This is a genomic window from Flaviaestuariibacter amylovorans, assembly GCF_039541815.1.
GTDB lineage: Bacteria > Bacteroidota > Bacteroidia > Chitinophagales > Chitinophagaceae > Flavisolibacter > Flavisolibacter amylovorans.
The window spans coordinates 341,424-356,412 of sequence record NZ_BAABGY010000007.1 but is presented as its reverse complement, the minus strand read 5'-3'; the positions used below and the strand labels follow the sequence as shown (position 1 = coordinate 356,412).

General features: G+C 59.1%; 11 protein-coding genes. 6 read left to right on the top strand and 5 right to left on the bottom strand.

The genetic code is table 11. The annotated features are described in order from the left end of the window. The first annotated feature begins 33 nt into the window (after nucleotides 1–33). The 3 genes from ABD937_RS10045 to ABD937_RS10035 are packed head-to-tail and all read left to right on the top strand — an operon-like array spanning nucleotide 34 to nucleotide 3,240. Entirely contained in the window at nucleotides 34–1,044 is a 1,011-nt protein-coding gene (locus tag ABD937_RS10045) for a Gfo/Idh/MocA family protein (protein WP_345255491.1), read from the top strand. Continuing rightward, nucleotides 1,041–2,132 carry a glycosyltransferase gene (locus ABD937_RS10040; protein WP_345255490.1) on the top strand — a complete coding sequence of 364 codons (1,092 nt, stop codon included), beginning with the start codon at nucleotides 1,041–1,043 and terminating at the stop codon, nucleotides 2,130–2,132. The genes ABD937_RS10045 and ABD937_RS10040 overlap by 4 nt, the downstream gene beginning before the upstream one ends. After that, nucleotides 2,122–3,240: a glycosyltransferase gene (locus tag ABD937_RS10035; RefSeq protein ID WP_345255489.1), complete on the top strand. Its 1,119-nt coding sequence runs from the start codon at nucleotides 2,122–2,124 to the stop codon at nucleotides 3,238–3,240. Before ABD937_RS10040 ends, ABD937_RS10035 begins: the two co-directional genes overlap by 11 nt. On the opposite strand, the gene ABD937_RS10030 is transcribed toward ABD937_RS10035, so the two are convergent. After that, nucleotides 3,224–3,913: a cell division ATP-binding protein FtsE gene (locus ABD937_RS10030; RefSeq protein WP_345255488.1), complete on the bottom strand. Its 690-nt coding sequence runs from the start codon at nucleotides 3,911–3,913 to the stop codon at nucleotides 3,224–3,226. The two genes, ABD937_RS10035 and ABD937_RS10030, sit on opposite strands and share 17 nt — an antisense overlap. Nucleotides 3,914–3,935: 22 nt before the next feature. Then, nucleotides 3,936–5,102, bottom strand: coding sequence for an AIR synthase-related protein (locus tag ABD937_RS10025; RefSeq protein ID WP_345255486.1), 1,167 nt, complete (start codon nucleotides 5,100–5,102; stop codon nucleotides 3,936–3,938). Nucleotides 5,103–5,309: 207 nt separating this feature from the next. Between ABD937_RS10025 and ribF the strand changes: the two genes are divergently transcribed. Continuing rightward, complete coding sequence (gene ribF, locus ABD937_RS10020; RefSeq protein WP_345255484.1) at nucleotides 5,310–6,242, top strand: riboflavin biosynthesis protein RibF; 933 nt, start codon at nucleotides 5,310–5,312, stop codon at nucleotides 6,240–6,242. A 428-nt stretch (nucleotides 6,243–6,670) separates the two neighbouring features. On the opposite strand, the gene holA is transcribed toward ribF, so the two are convergent. Further along, on the bottom strand, nucleotides 6,671–7,672 hold the full coding sequence (gene holA / locus ABD937_RS10015) for a DNA polymerase III subunit delta (protein WP_345255482.1): 1,002 nt from the start codon (nucleotides 7,670–7,672) through the stop codon (nucleotides 6,671–6,673). 125 nt (nucleotides 7,673–7,797) lie between these two features. On the opposite strand from holA, the gene ABD937_RS10010 reads away from it, so the two are divergent. Further along, a complete protein-coding gene (locus ABD937_RS10010) occupies nucleotides 7,798–8,790 on the top strand; it encodes a hypothetical protein (protein WP_345255481.1) in 993 nt (330 codons plus the stop codon). Nucleotides 8,791–9,382: 592 nt separating this feature from the next. On the opposite strand, the gene ABD937_RS10005 is transcribed toward ABD937_RS10010, so the two are convergent. After that, nucleotides 9,383–12,289, bottom strand: a complete 2,907-nt coding sequence (locus tag ABD937_RS10005) for a TonB-dependent receptor (RefSeq protein WP_345255479.1) — start codon at nucleotides 12,287–12,289, stop codon at nucleotides 9,383–9,385. 198 nt (nucleotides 12,290–12,487) lie between these two features. Between ABD937_RS10005 and ABD937_RS10000 the strand changes: the two genes are divergently transcribed. Then, complete coding sequence (locus ABD937_RS10000) at nucleotides 12,488–13,414, top strand: phosphoribosylaminoimidazolesuccinocarboxamide synthase (protein WP_345255478.1); 927 nt, start codon at nucleotides 12,488–12,490, stop codon at nucleotides 13,412–13,414. Here the strand turns inward: ABD937_RS10000 and ABD937_RS09995 are convergent. Then, nucleotides 13,397–14,914: a c-type cytochrome gene (locus ABD937_RS09995; RefSeq protein WP_345255476.1), complete on the bottom strand. Its 1,518-nt coding sequence runs from the start codon at nucleotides 14,912–14,914 to the stop codon at nucleotides 13,397–13,399. The two genes, ABD937_RS10000 and ABD937_RS09995, sit on opposite strands and share 18 nt — an antisense overlap. Nucleotides 14,915–14,989: the final 75 nt, after the last annotated feature.

Here is a 14,989-nt window from a genome sequence, read left to right as displayed (position 1 = left end):
CTTTTTTTGCGCCGCGCCCGTTACTTTTACAGCATGTACCAATTCGCACTCGTCGGGTGTGGCCGCATCGGGGCCCGGCATGCCGAACAGATCCAGCAGAAGGGCCGCCTTGTTGCCGTTTGTGATACCGACAGCGCAAAAGCGGAAGCCTTCGGCAACCGTTATGGCGCCCGGACCTACCCTTCGATCGATCACCTGCTTGCTTCGGAGAAAGAGATCGACGTAGTGGTAGTATGTACCCCCAATGGGTTGCACGCGGAGCACTGTATCAAAAGCCTCCAGGCCTACCGCCACGTGCTGTGCGAGAAGCCCCTGTGCCTCACATCGGCAGGCGCCTGGGAGATGTTGAACACGGCGCACTTCTTCCGCCGCAAGCTGCACATTGTAAAACAGAACCGCTACAACGAGCCTGTGCGCTTCGTGAAGGACCTGCTGGAGCGCGGCGCACTCGGCCGCATCCTGAGCTTTCAGCTCAATTGCTTCTGGCAGCGCCCGGAGAGCTATTACAACGGCGACTGGCACGGCGACCCGAACCTCGACGGTGGCCTCCTGTACACGCAGTTCAGCCACTTCATCGACCTGCTCTACTGGTTCCTTGGCGATATCACCTGGGCGCAGGGGCGACGCAGCAACCACGGCCTCCGCGCAAACCTGAAAACCGAAGACAGTGGCGTAGCGCTGCTGCGTACCGAAGGCGGCGTATCGGGCACCCTTCATTACACCATCAACAGCGGTACCCATAACCGCGAGGGCTCCCTGACCCTGTTTGGCGAAATGGGCTCGGTTAAGATCGGAGGTGAATACCTCAATCTGCTTGAATGGAGCTCCGGTATCGATACTTCTGGATACGAGCCGGGCAGCGGTACAGCAAACGATTATGGGGCGTACACCGGCTCGATGAGCAACCACCACCTGGTTTACGACGACCTCCTCCGCGCGCTCGACGGCAGCCCCAATAGCCTGCCCTCCATCCTGGAAGCGGTGAAGGTGGTCGAGATCATCGAGCGGATCTACCGCCATTCCGAACTGGATACGGCTTCATGAGAACGATCGTCTTTACCGTCACCAACGAGTTGAGCTTTGACCAGCGGATGATCCGGATTTGTTCGTCGGTGGCGGAGGCGGGTTACGATGTATTGCTGGTCGGTTTCCGGCGAACGGGCGCCCCGCCGCTTGGTGCGCAGCCCTTCCGGCAAAAGCGCCTGCCCTTATGGATCCAGAAGGGCCCGCTCTCCTACCTCGAGATCAATCTCCGGCTCCTCTTCTTCCTGCTGGTCTGCCGCCTGCACGCGGTGTGCGCCATCGACCTCGATACGATCCTGCCGTGCTGGGCCGCTTCAGCCCTTCGCCGCGTGCCGCGTGTGTACGATGCCCACGAGCTTTTTTGCGAGATGAAAGAGATCGTAACGCGCCCCCGGGTCTACAAAGCCTGGAAGGCCATCGAGCGCTTTTCCGTACCGCGCTTTCCGCAGGGGTATACGGTGAACGAGCCGATCCGCGACATCCTGCGGCAAGACTACGGCGTGCACTACGAAGTGGTCCGCAACATAGCCGTACTCCGGGAGTTGCCACCCGCGGCACCGGAACGCTTTGTGATCTACCAGGGCGCCGTTAACGAAGGGAGATCCTTCGAGACGCTGATACCTGCGTTCAAAGGACTCGACGTGCCCTTCCATATTTACGGCAGCGGCAACTACCTGGAGCAAGCGGGGCGGCTCATCGCGGAGCACGGCCTCGCCGAAACCGTGCAGCTGAAGGGACGGGCCTTACCGGCAGACCTCGCCCGGATCACGCCCCGCGCCCTGCTTGGCTTCACCCTCTTCGACGACCTTGGGCGCAGCAACTACCTTTCCCTCGCCAATCGTTTTTTCGACTATATCCATGCCGGCATCCCGCAGGTCTGTGTCGACTACCCGGTGTACCGCGCCATCAACGAGCAGTTCGAAGTGGCGGTGCTGGTTTCCGATCTCTCTGTGGAAGGGCTGCGCGAAACCTTGCGGCGCACGCTCACCGACGAAGCACTCCTTGAGCGGCTCAGGGCCAATTGCCTGCGGGCGCGACAGGAGCTGAACTGGCAGCGCGAAAGCGAAAAGCTCGTGGTCTTCTACAAAAAACTGTTCGATGGGCGCTGAGCACCTCCATATCGTGTGCCTCGACGCGCCGGCGCCTGCCAACTACGGGGGTGCCATCGACATGTTCTACAAAGTGAAAGCGTTGGCGGAGTCGGGCCGCAAGATCCAACTGCATTTTTTCGAGTACAAGTCAGGGCGGTCGGCCAAAGGCCTGGAGCCCTACTGCGCCAGCATCCGGGCCTACCGGCGCAAGGGACCCGTATCGAGCCTGCTGCAGGGACTACCCTATATCGTCGGCTCCCGTATAAATACGGACCTTGCCGAAGTGTTGAACCGCGACGGGCACCCGGTACTGCTGGAAGGCATCCACTGCGCCGGCCTGCTCCCGCTGCTCCGCCCGGGCCGAAAGCTGCTCGTACGGATGCACAACGATGAGGCCGCCTATTATGCCGGGCTGGCACAGAACGAGCCGGCACTGCTGAAGCGCCTTTTCTTCCTGCGCGAAAGCAGGCAGCTCGCAAAGTACCAGCAGCAGCTTCCGAAGGACGTGCCGCTCGCCTGCGTGGCGTACAACGATATTGAGGTACTCCGACAGCAATACGGGTTCACGCACCTCCCCTTCATCCCATCGTTTACACCCTGGCAAACGCTGGAGGGAAGCCCGGGCCGCGGTACCTATTGCCTGTACCAGGGAAATCTGGAAGTAGCCGAGAACATGGAAGCAGCGCGGTGGCTGATCCGCGAGGTATTCGCCTTCCTGCCGCTGCCCTTCGTCGTCGCCGGCAAGAACATACCGGAGGCACTGGTGCAGGCGGGCGCGCCCTTTTCACATATCCGCTTCGTCTCCAATCCCGACGAAGCAGCCATGGAATTATTGCTCCGCGAAGCGCACATCAACGTACTGCCGTCCTTCAATACCACGGGGTTGAAGCTTAAGATGCTGCACGCCTTGTTCGCCGGAAGGCATTGCGTCGCGAACGGTGCCGGCGTTGCGGGCACTGCGTTTGACAGCGCGGCAGAGATCGCCGAAACACCGGAAGCCTTCCGGGCATGCGTACAAGCTTTGTGGGAAATCCCGTTTACCGAAGAAATACGGGAGCGGCGGCGGCGCCTTGCCGATGTATACAACAACCGGAAGAACGCCGAAGCGCTTAATGCATGGCTATAGAAGCGTTGTCGATCACCTGGCCGAGCTCCGTTCGGAGCATCCGCGCGGGGAATTTATTGATCACGATATAGTCGTGCGTGGCCATGACGATGGCAGTACCGTAGTCGCGCGAGATATGGAACAGCAGCTGCATGATCTCGTCGGAGGTCTCCGGGTCGAGGTTGCCGGTGGGCTCGTCGGCCAGGATCAGCTTCGGCGAATTGAGCAGGGCTCGGGCAACGTCCACCCGCTGCTGCTCGCCACCGCTCATCTCGAAGGGCATCTTGAATCCTTTCGACTTCAGGCCCACCTTATCGAGTACGTCGGCGATCTTTTCGTTCATGAGCTTCTCGTCCTTCCAGCCCGTGGCCTTCAGCACGAATTTGAGGTTCTCGTTCACGTTGCGGTCGGTGAGCAGCTGGAAATCCTGGAATACGACACCGAGGCTGCGGCGCAGGAAGGGTACCTTTTTCCAGTCGAGCTTGCGGAGGTCGTAGCCGGCCACCGTGCCTTCGCCGTCGCGCAGGGGCAGCTCGCCGTAGAGCGTCTTCAACAGGCTTGATTTGCCGGTGCCGGTCTTGCCTACGAGGTACACGAACTCGCCGCGGTTGACGCGCAGGTTCACATTATGCAGCACCTGGTTCTCTCCCTGGTAGATATTCACGTTCCTGAGCTCGATGATGGATTCCGACATAGCCTGTTTTTTCGAAAATAAATTAATAAAGAATCTCCTGGCCGCCCACGCGGAGGGCCAGCTCCTTTTTAACAGAACCTTCTACCCGGCCGATCACCCCTGCCTCAATGCCGTAGTGCCGGGCGGTGGCGATGACGGCCTCGGCGGCCTGCTCGCTGGTATAGACCTCAAGACGTATGCCCATATTGAACACCTGGTACATCTCGCGCTCGTCGGCGCCACTGGCGGCCTGGATAAGGCGGAAGATCTCGGGGGGCGCCGGCAGGTTGTCCTTGACCACCCGCACGCCTTCCGGGAGGTATTTGAGGCACTTCGTCTGTCCGCCTCCGCTGCAATGGATGAGCCCTGACACCTGATCGAAGTGCTCCTGCAGCAGTTGACGCACCACGGGCGCAAAGGTGCGGGTGGGTGAAAGAATGAGCTGCCCGATGTTCATCAGCTCGCCGCTCACGTCGATGCTGTCGGTTAGGCGGTGCTTGCCGATATAGACCACGTCTTCGGCAAGCGTCTCGTCGAAGGTCTCCGGGAAAGATTTGTAATGTTTGTGGAGCACGTCATGCCGGGCGCTGGTAAGCCCGTTGGAGCCGATGCCGCTGTTATAGGATGCCTCGTAGGTAGCACGGCCGTTGGAGGCGAGGCCAACAATGACCTGGCCCGGTGCGATCTTCTCGTTAGTCACGAGGCCGCTCTTCGGCCAGCGCGCGGCCATGGTGCCGTTGACGGCCACCGTTCGCACCACGTCGCCTACGTCGGCCGTTTCACCGCCAAGAAAACCGATTTTCACACCCATCGAGCTCATGCCGTCGAGGAACTCCTGTGTGCCTTCGATGAGGGCCTGGAGCACCTCGCCGGGGATGCGGGCCTTGTTGCGGTCGATGGAGGAAGAGAACAGGAGGTTGTCGTAGATGCCTGCGCAGATGAGGTCGTCGAGGTTCATCACGATCGCGTCCTGCGCGATGCCTTTCCAGACCGACAGGTCACCGGTCTCTTTCCAGTAGAGGTAAGCGAGGATGCTCTTGGTGCCCGCGCCGTCGGCGTGCATGACGCTCACCCAATCGGCGTCGCCGCCCAGCAGGTCGGGGTAGATCTTGCAAAATGCCCGCGGGTAGAGTCCTTTGTCGATGTTCTGGGTAGCGGCATGCACTTCTTCTTTCTGTGCCGATACACCGCGCCGTGAGTAGAGGGACATGCGGCAAAGGTAATGGTCAATTTGTCTATTTGTCTATTGGTCGATTGGTAAAGAGAAGTAAATAGGTGCGTCGTTCATTGCATCGTCCGCAAGCGAGCCAGGAGAGCCAGACACATTCTGTGTTTCGGAAGAAAGGATCGACTGTAAACGACCCATTACCAATAGACCAATAAACCAATAGACTAATAAACGTTTACCTTCGCGGCCATGCAGGTGCATTTTGATCTGGAGCGGTTGCCGGAGTTCCGTAATGCGGTGGTCACCATCGGAACGTTCGACGGCGTGCACAAGGGGCACCAGCAGATCATCGGCGCACTGCGCGCGGAGGCGGCCCGCATCGGCGGCGAATCGGTGGTGATCACCTTCGATCCCCATCCCCGCAAGATCGTGCACCCCGACGTATCGCCCGAACTCATTACCACACTCGCTGAAAAGGAAGCACTTCTCGCAGGTCATGACATCGATCACCTCGTAGTGGTTCCCTTCACGCCAGCTTTCGCCGCGCAGGAAGCAGAGGCCTATGTGTCGGATTTCCTTGTTGGCCGCTTCCGGCCGCACACCCTCATCATCGGCTACGACCACCGCTTCGGGCACAACCGCAGCGGCGGCTACGAGCTTCTCGAGCAGCTCCAGGAACGCTTCGGCTACCGGCTGATCGAGATCCCGAAACACGTGATCAGCGAACTCTCCATCTCCTCCACCAAGATCCGGGCGTCGCTCAAAAGCAGCGACGTGGCCACCGCCAATGAGCTCCTCGGCTACCCCTTCTTTTTCGAGGGAACGGTGGTGCACGGCGACAAGCTGGGGCGCACCATCGGCTATCCGACGGCCAACCTCCAGTATACCGATGGCGACAAGATCCGGCTCGGCGAAGGTGTTTTTGCCGTTCGCTTCCGGGTGGGCGTCCGCAGCGGCGGCGGCATGCTGAGCATCGGCAAGCGCCCGACGCTGCACGACACGATCGAGCGGGTAGAAGTAAACCTGTTCGACTTCCACGAAGAAATTTACGGGGCCACAATACGGATCGAGGTGTTGGCCTACCTCCGCCCACAGGAGAAATACGGTTCGCTCGAAACGCTGAAGGAGCAACTGCACCGCGATAAGGAGGATTCGCTCCGAATTCTGGGCAGTGAGTGGTAAGGGCTGCGCGCGGGTTTATTGGTCTATTCGTCTATTGGTCTATTGGTAAGGGTCGTCTATAGTGGAAAAATGCTCATAAGCTTTAGGCGTCTGTCATTGCAAGCTCCGCCTACTGCGGGGTAGCTCAGCGAAGCACGTCATTGCGAGCGGAGCGAAGCAATCTCCCGCGTTACGCGGAGTGCTTGTCACGCGTAGTCCCAGCGCAAGCGCCTGGCTGTTCCTAAAGCACAACGCGGATTTCACGCAAAGACGCAGGTTGCTATTCAAGTTATCCAGCAAATGGCGCGTTAGTACGTTGCTGAGATCATCTTTGCTCCGAGATCCCCCTGACATGCGCCAGCCTAAATTTGAAATCACCGATCTGAAATCTGCGATCTTTTACGTGCTTCAGCAATAAATCTGAAATCTGAGATCCGAGATCTGACATCCTAATCCATGATCATCTTCACCACGAGCTCCTTCAACAACTCCCCGTCGCCGGAGCCGGCATCGTCTACCCCTACGCTTTTGAGGTTGTATTGATGCAGCAACAGCAGGTTCTTCTCGACGGTATGCGGCGCGTATTGCTTGGCCGCCTGCACATAGTCCTTCAGCTTCCACTCGTTGATGCCGATGGATGCGGCAAGCGCCTTCTCCTGCCCCGGGGGAGCGCTGTGCACCACCTGCAGCTTGCTGAAGAAGCCGTACAGCGACGGAAAGACAAGCGGCAGCGGCGCCGCCTTGGGGTTGTGATCGAAGTAGTTGACGATCCGCATCGCCTTGTAGTAGTCGCGGCGTGCGAGGGCATCCTGCAGCTCAAAGACGTTGTATTCCTTGGAGATGCCCACGAACTGCTCGATGTCGTCGGGGGTGATGGTCTTGCGCCCGGCCAGGTTGAGGGTCATCTTCTGCACCTCGTTGTAGATGCGGCTCAGGTCGTTGCCGATATGGTCGATGAGCAGGTGCAGGGCCTTGGGCTCGATGGTAAAGCCGGCGGCCTTCACCACTTCCTGCGTCCACTCGGGCAGGTCCTTCTCGTACAGCTTCTTGGTGGTGTACAGCACGCTCTTCTCCTTCAGGATCTTGGCGAGCTTGGTGCGGCCGTCGACCTTTTTGCCTTTATAGGCCACGAAGAGCAGGGTGCTCGGGAGCGGCTTCTCGATGTAGGCTTCGAGCTTTTCGATGTCGCGCATCGACTGCGCTTCCCGGAGCAGCACCACCTGCCGCTCGGCGAACATCGGGTAGCGGCGGCAGGCATTGATGACGGAGGCCCAGTCGGCATCGCGCCCGTAAAAGACCGTCTTGTTGAAGCCCGCTTCGCTTTCCGACAAGATGTGGTGCTCCGCATAGTCCATCACCTGATCAATAAAATATTCCTCCTCCCCCTCGAGCCAGTAAACCGGCTTGTATAGCCCTTTCTTCAGCTCCCCGATGATCTTTTGTGCGCTCATTTGTGAATGGTTGTACAGCGGTTTGTTATTATTTTGGCATGGTTTTCGGAGTCGGGTGCGAAAATTGCGTAAGCAGCTAACCGAAAACCCCTTAACACACATTCCTAACCTTAAATCGATTGACGATGGCAGACACGAATTATCCCTCCGCAAATGAGCCTCAGAAAACCACGACCGTCCGCACCACACCGAATAACAACGTCAAAAATATAGTGATTGGCGTTCTGGCAGCCGGTTTATTAGGCACCTGGGCTTATTTTCTGAAGACGAAGAACGAATCCGACACCAAGATCGCTACCACGCAAACGCAGGCCAACCAGGCCATGAGCACCCGCGACTCGGTGCAGATCCTCTACAACGACGCCCTTACCCGCCTCGACACGCTCACCGGCAACAACAACAACCTGGAAGGACAGATCTCGCAAAGCCAGGGGGAGATCGCGAAGCTCCGCTCCGAGATCGACCGCATCGTGAAGAACCGCAATGCCTCGCAGTCCGAACTGCGCCGCGCCCGTGGCCTCATCGCCACGCTGAACGGCAAGATCGCCAACCTCGAAGCCGAAGTGGCCCGCCTCAATGGGGAGAACCAGGAGCTTGCCTCCAACAACGAGCAACTGACCCAGGAGCGCAGCGTGCTGCAGGCAAACCTGCAGACAACGACTTCTGAAAAAGAGGAGCTCGCTAAAACGGTTGATGTGGCCTCCACCTTCTCCGCCTCCAACATCGCCATCAAGCCGATCGACGAGCGCCGCAACGGTAAAGAGAAAGAAACCACCACTGCCCGCCGCGTAAACAAGCTGGTGATTTCCTTCGATGTGGAGAACCGCGTTGCCCGCTCCGGTCCCGCCGATCTCTATGTGATCGTGACCAACCCCGACGGCCAGGTGATCAACGACCCGAACCTCGGTTCCGGCACGCTCACTACCCGTACCGAAGGCGATCGCCCGTTCACGTTCAAGAGCTCCATCGACTACGAGCAGGGTACCCGCAAGCCGGTGTCTGTTCCCCTGCGCCAGGAAAACTTCAAGACCGGCGACTACAAGATCGAAGTATACCAGAATGGCTTTAAGATCGCCGAAGGCATCCGCAGCCTGAAAAAAGGCGGCATCTTCGGTTGATCCGTACGATACAATCCATCCTCCTCCTATAAAAGCCCTGGCCGAACCGCCGGGGCTTTTTTGATCTCAGCTGTGAGATCTTGGATCCTGGATCTATGACGGCCGCAAGCGGCCTTTCTTTTCCTAAAGTACTACGCGGGTTTCTCGCAGTGACGCAAAGGCGCGGAGTACGCAAAGAGCAATGGAATCTTACTACGAATCCAATCGCTACTTCGGATTGCTGCAACCGGCTCAAGCAAGCACTGTGGATCCCCGCTAACGGCCGCTTGCGGCCGTCCCTTAGCGCTCTTGAAAAAAGCCCCGAGTTTCCGCGGATGTCGCTACCTGTTTGCGGAAACACTGTACTTTAAACGACTCCAGACAAAAGCCTTCGCGCCTTTGCGTTAATAAGGAACCCTGCCCGGCCACCAACCCTCATCTATAAAGCCAGCCTGCAAGCCGGATAACAACTGCAAGCAATTGGGCAGTCACCAGCCAATTCCGCTGCGCACTCGGCAAACGTGCAAGGCCTGAAAATCTCAAATCTAAAATCTCAAACCAAAAAGCCCCGGCGCTTTGGCCGGGGCTTTCGTTATCGGTTCGGATCTCACGATCAGAAGATGTTGTAACCGAAGGAAGCATAGTACAGGCCGCCTACATACGGAGAGCCGTAGCCGGAGCGGTAGTACTCGTTGCCGATGTTGGTACCGCCGATGCGGAGCACCGACTTGGTGTTCGGGATGCGGTAGGAAACCTGCGCGTCGAGGGTGCTGAAGGAAGGCAGGGTGCCGGTTACGAAGGTGCCTTCATAGAACACTTCGTCCTGCCATTTCCAGACCACGTTGAAGCCGATGCCCCGGAACACGTTATCGCTGCGCAGGCCGATGTTGGTGCGGTAGCGGGGCGCGTTGAAGGCGGTGGCGGTGTTGGCCGGCACGTCGCGGAGCTCGTCGGAAAACACGTTCGTGTACAGGGTGATGTTGCGGTACAGGTTGAAGTCAGCCTGCACCCCCCAGCCGAGGGCCTTCACTTCCTGGTCGGTGTTCTGGATGTACGACAGGTTGCGCGAAGAGGCAGCGCTCGGGTTCAGCGCGCCGGCGGGCGTGCCCGTCAGCGATTGTACCACGGCCACGCGGCCAAGGAAGTTCTGGTACTGGCTGTAGTACGCGTAGGCATCGAAATACAGGCGCTTGCCGAGCAGACCTTTGTAGCCTACCTCGTAGGAGGTGACCGTTTCCGGCTTCATGGCCTTGAACGTGTACGCCTGCAGCAGCGCCGGGTTATTGGCAGCGCGGGCGGCGGCTACCGACTCGGAGCTATAGCCCGGGTTCGAGTTCAGGTTGTAGAAGGTCTGGAACGAGGGCAGCGCACCGATCAGCAGGCCGGAGCCTACGTTCAGGTTGATGTACTGGTCCTGGTTGGTGGGGAAGCGGTAAGCGGTCTGGTACGACAGGCGGATGTTGTTGTCCTTGGCTACACGTACCACGGCGGTCACGCGGGGCGTGAAGCGGCCTTCGAAGTTCGTATGCTTGTCGTAGCGGCCGGCGGCGGTCAGCGTCAGGAGGTCGTTGAAAAGACGCTTCTTCAGCTGTATGTAGCCCCCTACTTCGGCGGGCTTCAGCTTGCCGGCGGTGTCGGCGAAGAGGGTACCCTGCGAGTTGAGCACGTACTGCTTCCACTGGGCGCCGGCGATTACTTCCACCATGTTGGAGAAGCCGCCGAGGTTCGATACGTTCAGCTGGCCTTCGGCAGCCCAGAGGTCAGACTGGTCGAGGAAGCGGGCCCCGTTCACCTGGGGGTTGGAGCCGATGGGTGCTGCGGCTACGGCGTTCTTCAGGTCGTTGAAGGCCTGCGTGCCCGGCATGGGCATGCCAGCGTCGGCGAGGCTGCGGGCGGCGATGTGCGAGCCGAGGTCGCTGTTACCGGCAAAGCGGTTGCCGGCATAGGCAACGGCATAGGTCGGATACCAGGTCTGGCTCGGCTTGAAGCGCTCGTTCATGATACGACCGAGCACCGTGGCGTTGTAGGAGTCACCGGCATTTTCCTGCGTGGTGTAGCCGCGCACGAACCAGTTGCGGGCACGTACCTCGAGCTTGTGCTGCGCCATCACGAGGTTCTTCAGCGAGTAGCGGTCGGCGCCGGTGTACACGGTGGTACCCGTACCGAGGTAGGTGTTGAAGGAAGCTTCGATCGACGGCGTGATCTTATAGAACAGGCCGGCGGTGCCTTTGAAGTTGATGGTGTTGTAGTCGACAAGGTCGCGCTCCTTATACCCGGTACGCGATACGTTCACGTTGGCAACGGCTCCGTTGCGGTTGGCCAGGTACAGCGGGATGTATTGCTGCAGCGTCGGGCGCAGGGCTACCGGGATCATCGGGTTGCCGAGGAAAGCAGCGAGCTGCGCGGGCGTTGCCGTGGGGAAGGTTGTGATGAAGGCCTGTGCGAGGTTGTTGGGATCGAGCAGCCCGCCTGTAGCACCAAGCACGCCCTGGCGGATACCCGCCTCGGTAGCGGCACTCACGGCTGCGAAGCTTTGCGAGGTCTCGTCGCCATACACGTTCACCCCGTCGTAGTTCGGGTCGGAACTGCGGCCGCCCTTCGTAACGCGGCTGAACACCGAGTTGCGGAGCACGTTATCGTAGTCGTAGGCTGCCCAGTCGGTAGCCTTGATGAACTGGCCGGAGAATTTGAACGCCAGTTTCTCGTTGAAGGCCTTGCCGTAGCGGGCCGACCAGTCGAAGTAAGGCGAGGGCTTCTGCTCGGGGTTCTGGATGTTCATGATACCCTGCTTCACCTGGAAGGAGAAGCCCTGGTATTTGAACGGGTTCTTGGTGTTGATGAGGAGTGTACCGTTCATACCGCCGGAGCCGTAGAGTGCCGAGGAGGCGCCTGCCAGCATCTCGATGTTATCGACGTCGAGCTCGGAGGGTCCGATAACGGAGCCAACGGAGAAGTTCAGGCCGGGAGCCTGGTTGTCCATACCGTCGATGAGCTGGTTAAAGCGGGTGTTACCGGAAGCTACGAAGCCGCGGGTGGTGATGGTACGGAAGGTAAGGCTCGCCGTATGCATGTCAACGCCCTTGAGGTTGCCGATGGCCTCGTAGTAGCTGGGGGCGGGCACGTTGCGGAGCGTGAGGCTGTTCATCTTCTCCACGGTCACGGGCGACTCGAGGATGCGCTCCGGGCTGCGCGTAGCCGACACGATCACTTCCTGGCCCAGCGTGCTGGCGGGCGAAAGCTGTACGTCGACGGAAGCGCCGGAGGTGGAAACCGTGATCTCGCGGCTGTCGAAGCCTACGGAGCTCACAATCAGGGTCACGGGCAGTTTGTTCACCGTAATGCGGAAGTTGCCGTTGTCGTCGGTATACGCACCCTGCGCGCCGCCTTTGACGGTAACCGATACGGCTGGCACGTTCTCGTTCGAAGCAGTGTTTTTCACCTTACCGGTGAGGGTCACGTTCTGAGCCATGACCACCGACGAAGTGAATGCAGTGGCAACCACTAGCAAGCTTTTTCTCATAGATGATTGATTTGGTTTGGATACACACATTATGATACGGTCCAGGCGCGGGGCCTTCCGACCCAAGTGGTGCATCCTGAATTTGGGCGGAAAAATACTATACCCGGCCGAAGTGTTAAAATTTTGTTTTCCACGAAAACCCGCTCCCGTGCAAAGAAACGCGCGTGCGGAATGCGGTACCGTACCTACTTTCGGCCCATGGCGCCCCACTCCTTTCCCGGCCAGACCGGCTTCTACCGAGGCAAAGTCCGTGATGTATATTTTATCGGCGACGACCGCCTAGTCATGATCGCTTCCGACCGGATCTCCGCCTTCGACGTGATCCTGCCCCGCCCTATTCCCTATAAAGGACAGGTGCTGAACCAGCTCGCCGCCTACATGCTCGCCGCCACGCGCGACGTTTGCCCCAACTGGCTGAAAGAGACACCGGCGCCCAATGCGGCACTCGGCGCCCGCTGCACGCCCTTCAAGATCGAGGTGGTGGTGCGCGGCAACCTGTGCGGGCATGCGTGGCGTACCTATAGCAGCGGGCAGCGGATCCTCTGCGGCGCACTCATGGCCGAGGGGCTGAAAGAGAACGACTTCTTCCCGGAACCGATCATCACGCCTTCTACCAAGGCGAGCGAAGGCCACGACGAAGACATCACCGAGAAAGAGCTTCTGGAGCAAGGGCTTGCAACGCCCGGGGAATGGGCGGCGATCCGCCAATATGCGCTTGCGCTGTTTGCCCGGGGCAACGAGCTGGCCCGCAGGCAGGGATTGATCCTCGCCGACACCAAATATGAATTCGGCACCTACGATGGAGCGATTACGTTGATGGACGAGATCCATACGCCGGACTCCTCGCGTTACTTCTACGCCGATGCGTTCGAAGAGCGGCAGGCGCGCGGCGAGAAGCAGCGTCAGCTTTCGAAGGAGTTCGTACGCGAATGGCTGATTGAAAACGAGTTCATGGGCAAGGAAGGACAGACCGTTCCCGAGATGACGGATGAATGGGTAGCCCTGATCTCGCAGCGGTATATCGAGCTGTACGAAAAGGTAACCGGCCAGTCGTTCAAGCCCGAGGACCTCGGCGACGAGGAAACGTACCGCCGGATCGGAGCAGCCCTATCGGGCCGGAAGTGAATCGAAAGCCGGAACGTCCGGGCAGCCGCAATCACAACTCTTCGGGCGAAGCCGTTCCGCTCCTGATTGTTCCTGCCGTATCTGCTCGTCCAGTGCACGCACTTCTTTTGCGTTCTTTGCGTCTTTAACACCGGTCGTTACATCGTCAAGCGCAAGCGCTGCCATCGCCCGGTCGAAGCCGGCCTTGTCCATTTCCTGCATCACCAGCCGCAACTCGTTGTGGTCTGCCACCGTAAAGGCGACCGAGCCGAACAGGATCGTCCCGTTCTTTTCGCTGATGGCAAATGCTATTGCACGAACGCCCAATGGCAAAGGCGCCGTTCCGTCGGTCTTGAAGAAGCCGTACGCATCGTCCTTTCCCTGGAGACGTCCGCCTTCCGTAAAAATGCGGTACTGCGGGATAGCGAGAAACACGTTGTTTTCCGCACTTACCGATTGGTCGATGGCCACAGAAAGATAGCGGTCCTCCACACCTTCCATGCTCACGAGACGATCAATGTTATGCCAGCCAAAGGCATCGATCTTCACATTGTAATAGCGCGCGTCGAAGCGCTCCGCCTGTACCTTGTCGTTCATGAGCAAGACGCCGGCTCCGGAATCGCGACCGCGGCCACCCTCCTGGTGATACTCCAGCTCAACGCGCGACCCATTATCCCGGATCAACGCCTGCTGGCGCTGCTCCAGCTCGAATAGCTTCATTTGCGCTTCTTTGTACGCCGCACAGCTGTCGATGCAGTTCAGCACCGAAGGGTCCGGCAAGGGGGCGGCCTGTCGGTCAACCGACCCGATGTAGTCGGTGATGGCATCGATCTGCTCCGGCGTCAGCTGCGGGAAAGCCTGCATAATGGACCCGTATTTCTGCTGTAGCGCTTTTGCATAGGCATTGCACTGTATGTACAGAGCGGGGTTGTGTATGAACTTGTACAGCTCTCGGCGGTCTGCCCAGGGCCCGCGCGCCGTGAAGCCCCGAAGCGCAGGGCCGGTAAGCTCCTTGTCGACCGCATGACAGGTTGCACAGTTTTGCTGGAACAGTTGCTTTCCCTGCACCACGGCGGGCAGCGGCTGGGGGTCCTTCCAGTCGATCCTCCCCTCTTCTTCCACACCGGAATAAAGCTGCATGGACGGGTCGTACAGGTTCGTCGGGATCGATACAGAGATCGGCCGCTCGATCTTGATGCCATTCTCCTGAGCGCGCAGCTCGATCATGCCCCCGCTCGAAAGAGCCGCTCCCGATGCCTCGGTGAGCAGTCCGCCGGCAACCATATCCGACATCGAGTAGGCCTCGCGCACGAGCAAGGTCACATCGCCGGAGAAGCTCCCCCTTTCGATGCGCAGGAGCGCACCCTTGGCCGTCCGGAGCAGGGTGTCGCGGTCGTTGGTGATGCGGTAGGATTGCACCGGAAGCGCGTCCTTCCCCAGCAGGCCCGCGAACGAATCTTTCTTCGACGCGCAGGAAATGACCAGGATGAGCAGGAAATATGCGATTAACGGACGCAGCATAGTGAATGGTTGATGCTAAAGGTAACGACCACCGCTTCATCAAACATGCCCCCGCAAAAAGATGCCACCAGCGGA

Excerpts from the sequence above, each read along its gene's own strand:
- ABD937_RS10030 (WP_345255488.1), bottom strand. The coding sequence starts at position 3,913 with ATGTCGGAATCCATCATCGAGCTCAGGAACGTGAATATCTACCAGGGA.
- ABD937_RS10010 (WP_345255481.1), top strand. The coding sequence starts at position 7,798 with ATGGCAGACACGAATTATCCCTCCGCAAATGAGCCTCAGAAAACCACG.
- holA (WP_345255482.1), bottom strand. The coding sequence starts at position 7,672 with ATGAGCGCACAAAAGATCATCGGGGAGCTGAAGAAAGGGCTATACAAG.
- ribF (WP_345255484.1), top strand. The coding sequence starts at position 5,310 with ATGCAGGTGCATTTTGATCTGGAGCGGTTGCCGGAGTTCCGTAATGCG.
- ABD937_RS10000 (WP_345255478.1), top strand. The coding sequence starts at position 12,488 with ATGGCGCCCCACTCCTTTCCCGGCCAGACCGGCTTCTACCGAGGCAAA.
- ABD937_RS10035 (WP_345255489.1), top strand. The coding sequence starts at position 2,122 with ATGGGCGCTGAGCACCTCCATATCGTGTGCCTCGACGCGCCGGCGCCT.
- ABD937_RS10005 (WP_345255479.1), bottom strand. The coding sequence starts at position 12,289 with ATGAGAAAAAGCTTGCTAGTGGTTGCCACTGCATTCACTTCGTCGGTG.
- ABD937_RS10045 (WP_345255491.1), top strand. The coding sequence starts at position 34 with ATGTACCAATTCGCACTCGTCGGGTGTGGCCGCATCGGGGCCCGGCAT.
- ABD937_RS10025 (WP_345255486.1), bottom strand. The coding sequence starts at position 5,102 with ATGTCCCTCTACTCACGGCGCGGTGTATCGGCACAGAAAGAAGAAGTG.
- ABD937_RS10040 (WP_345255490.1), top strand. The coding sequence starts at position 1,041 with ATGAGAACGATCGTCTTTACCGTCACCAACGAGTTGAGCTTTGACCAG.
- ABD937_RS09995 (WP_345255476.1), bottom strand. The coding sequence starts at position 14,914 with ATGCTGCGTCCGTTAATCGCATATTTCCTGCTCATCCTGGTCATTTCC.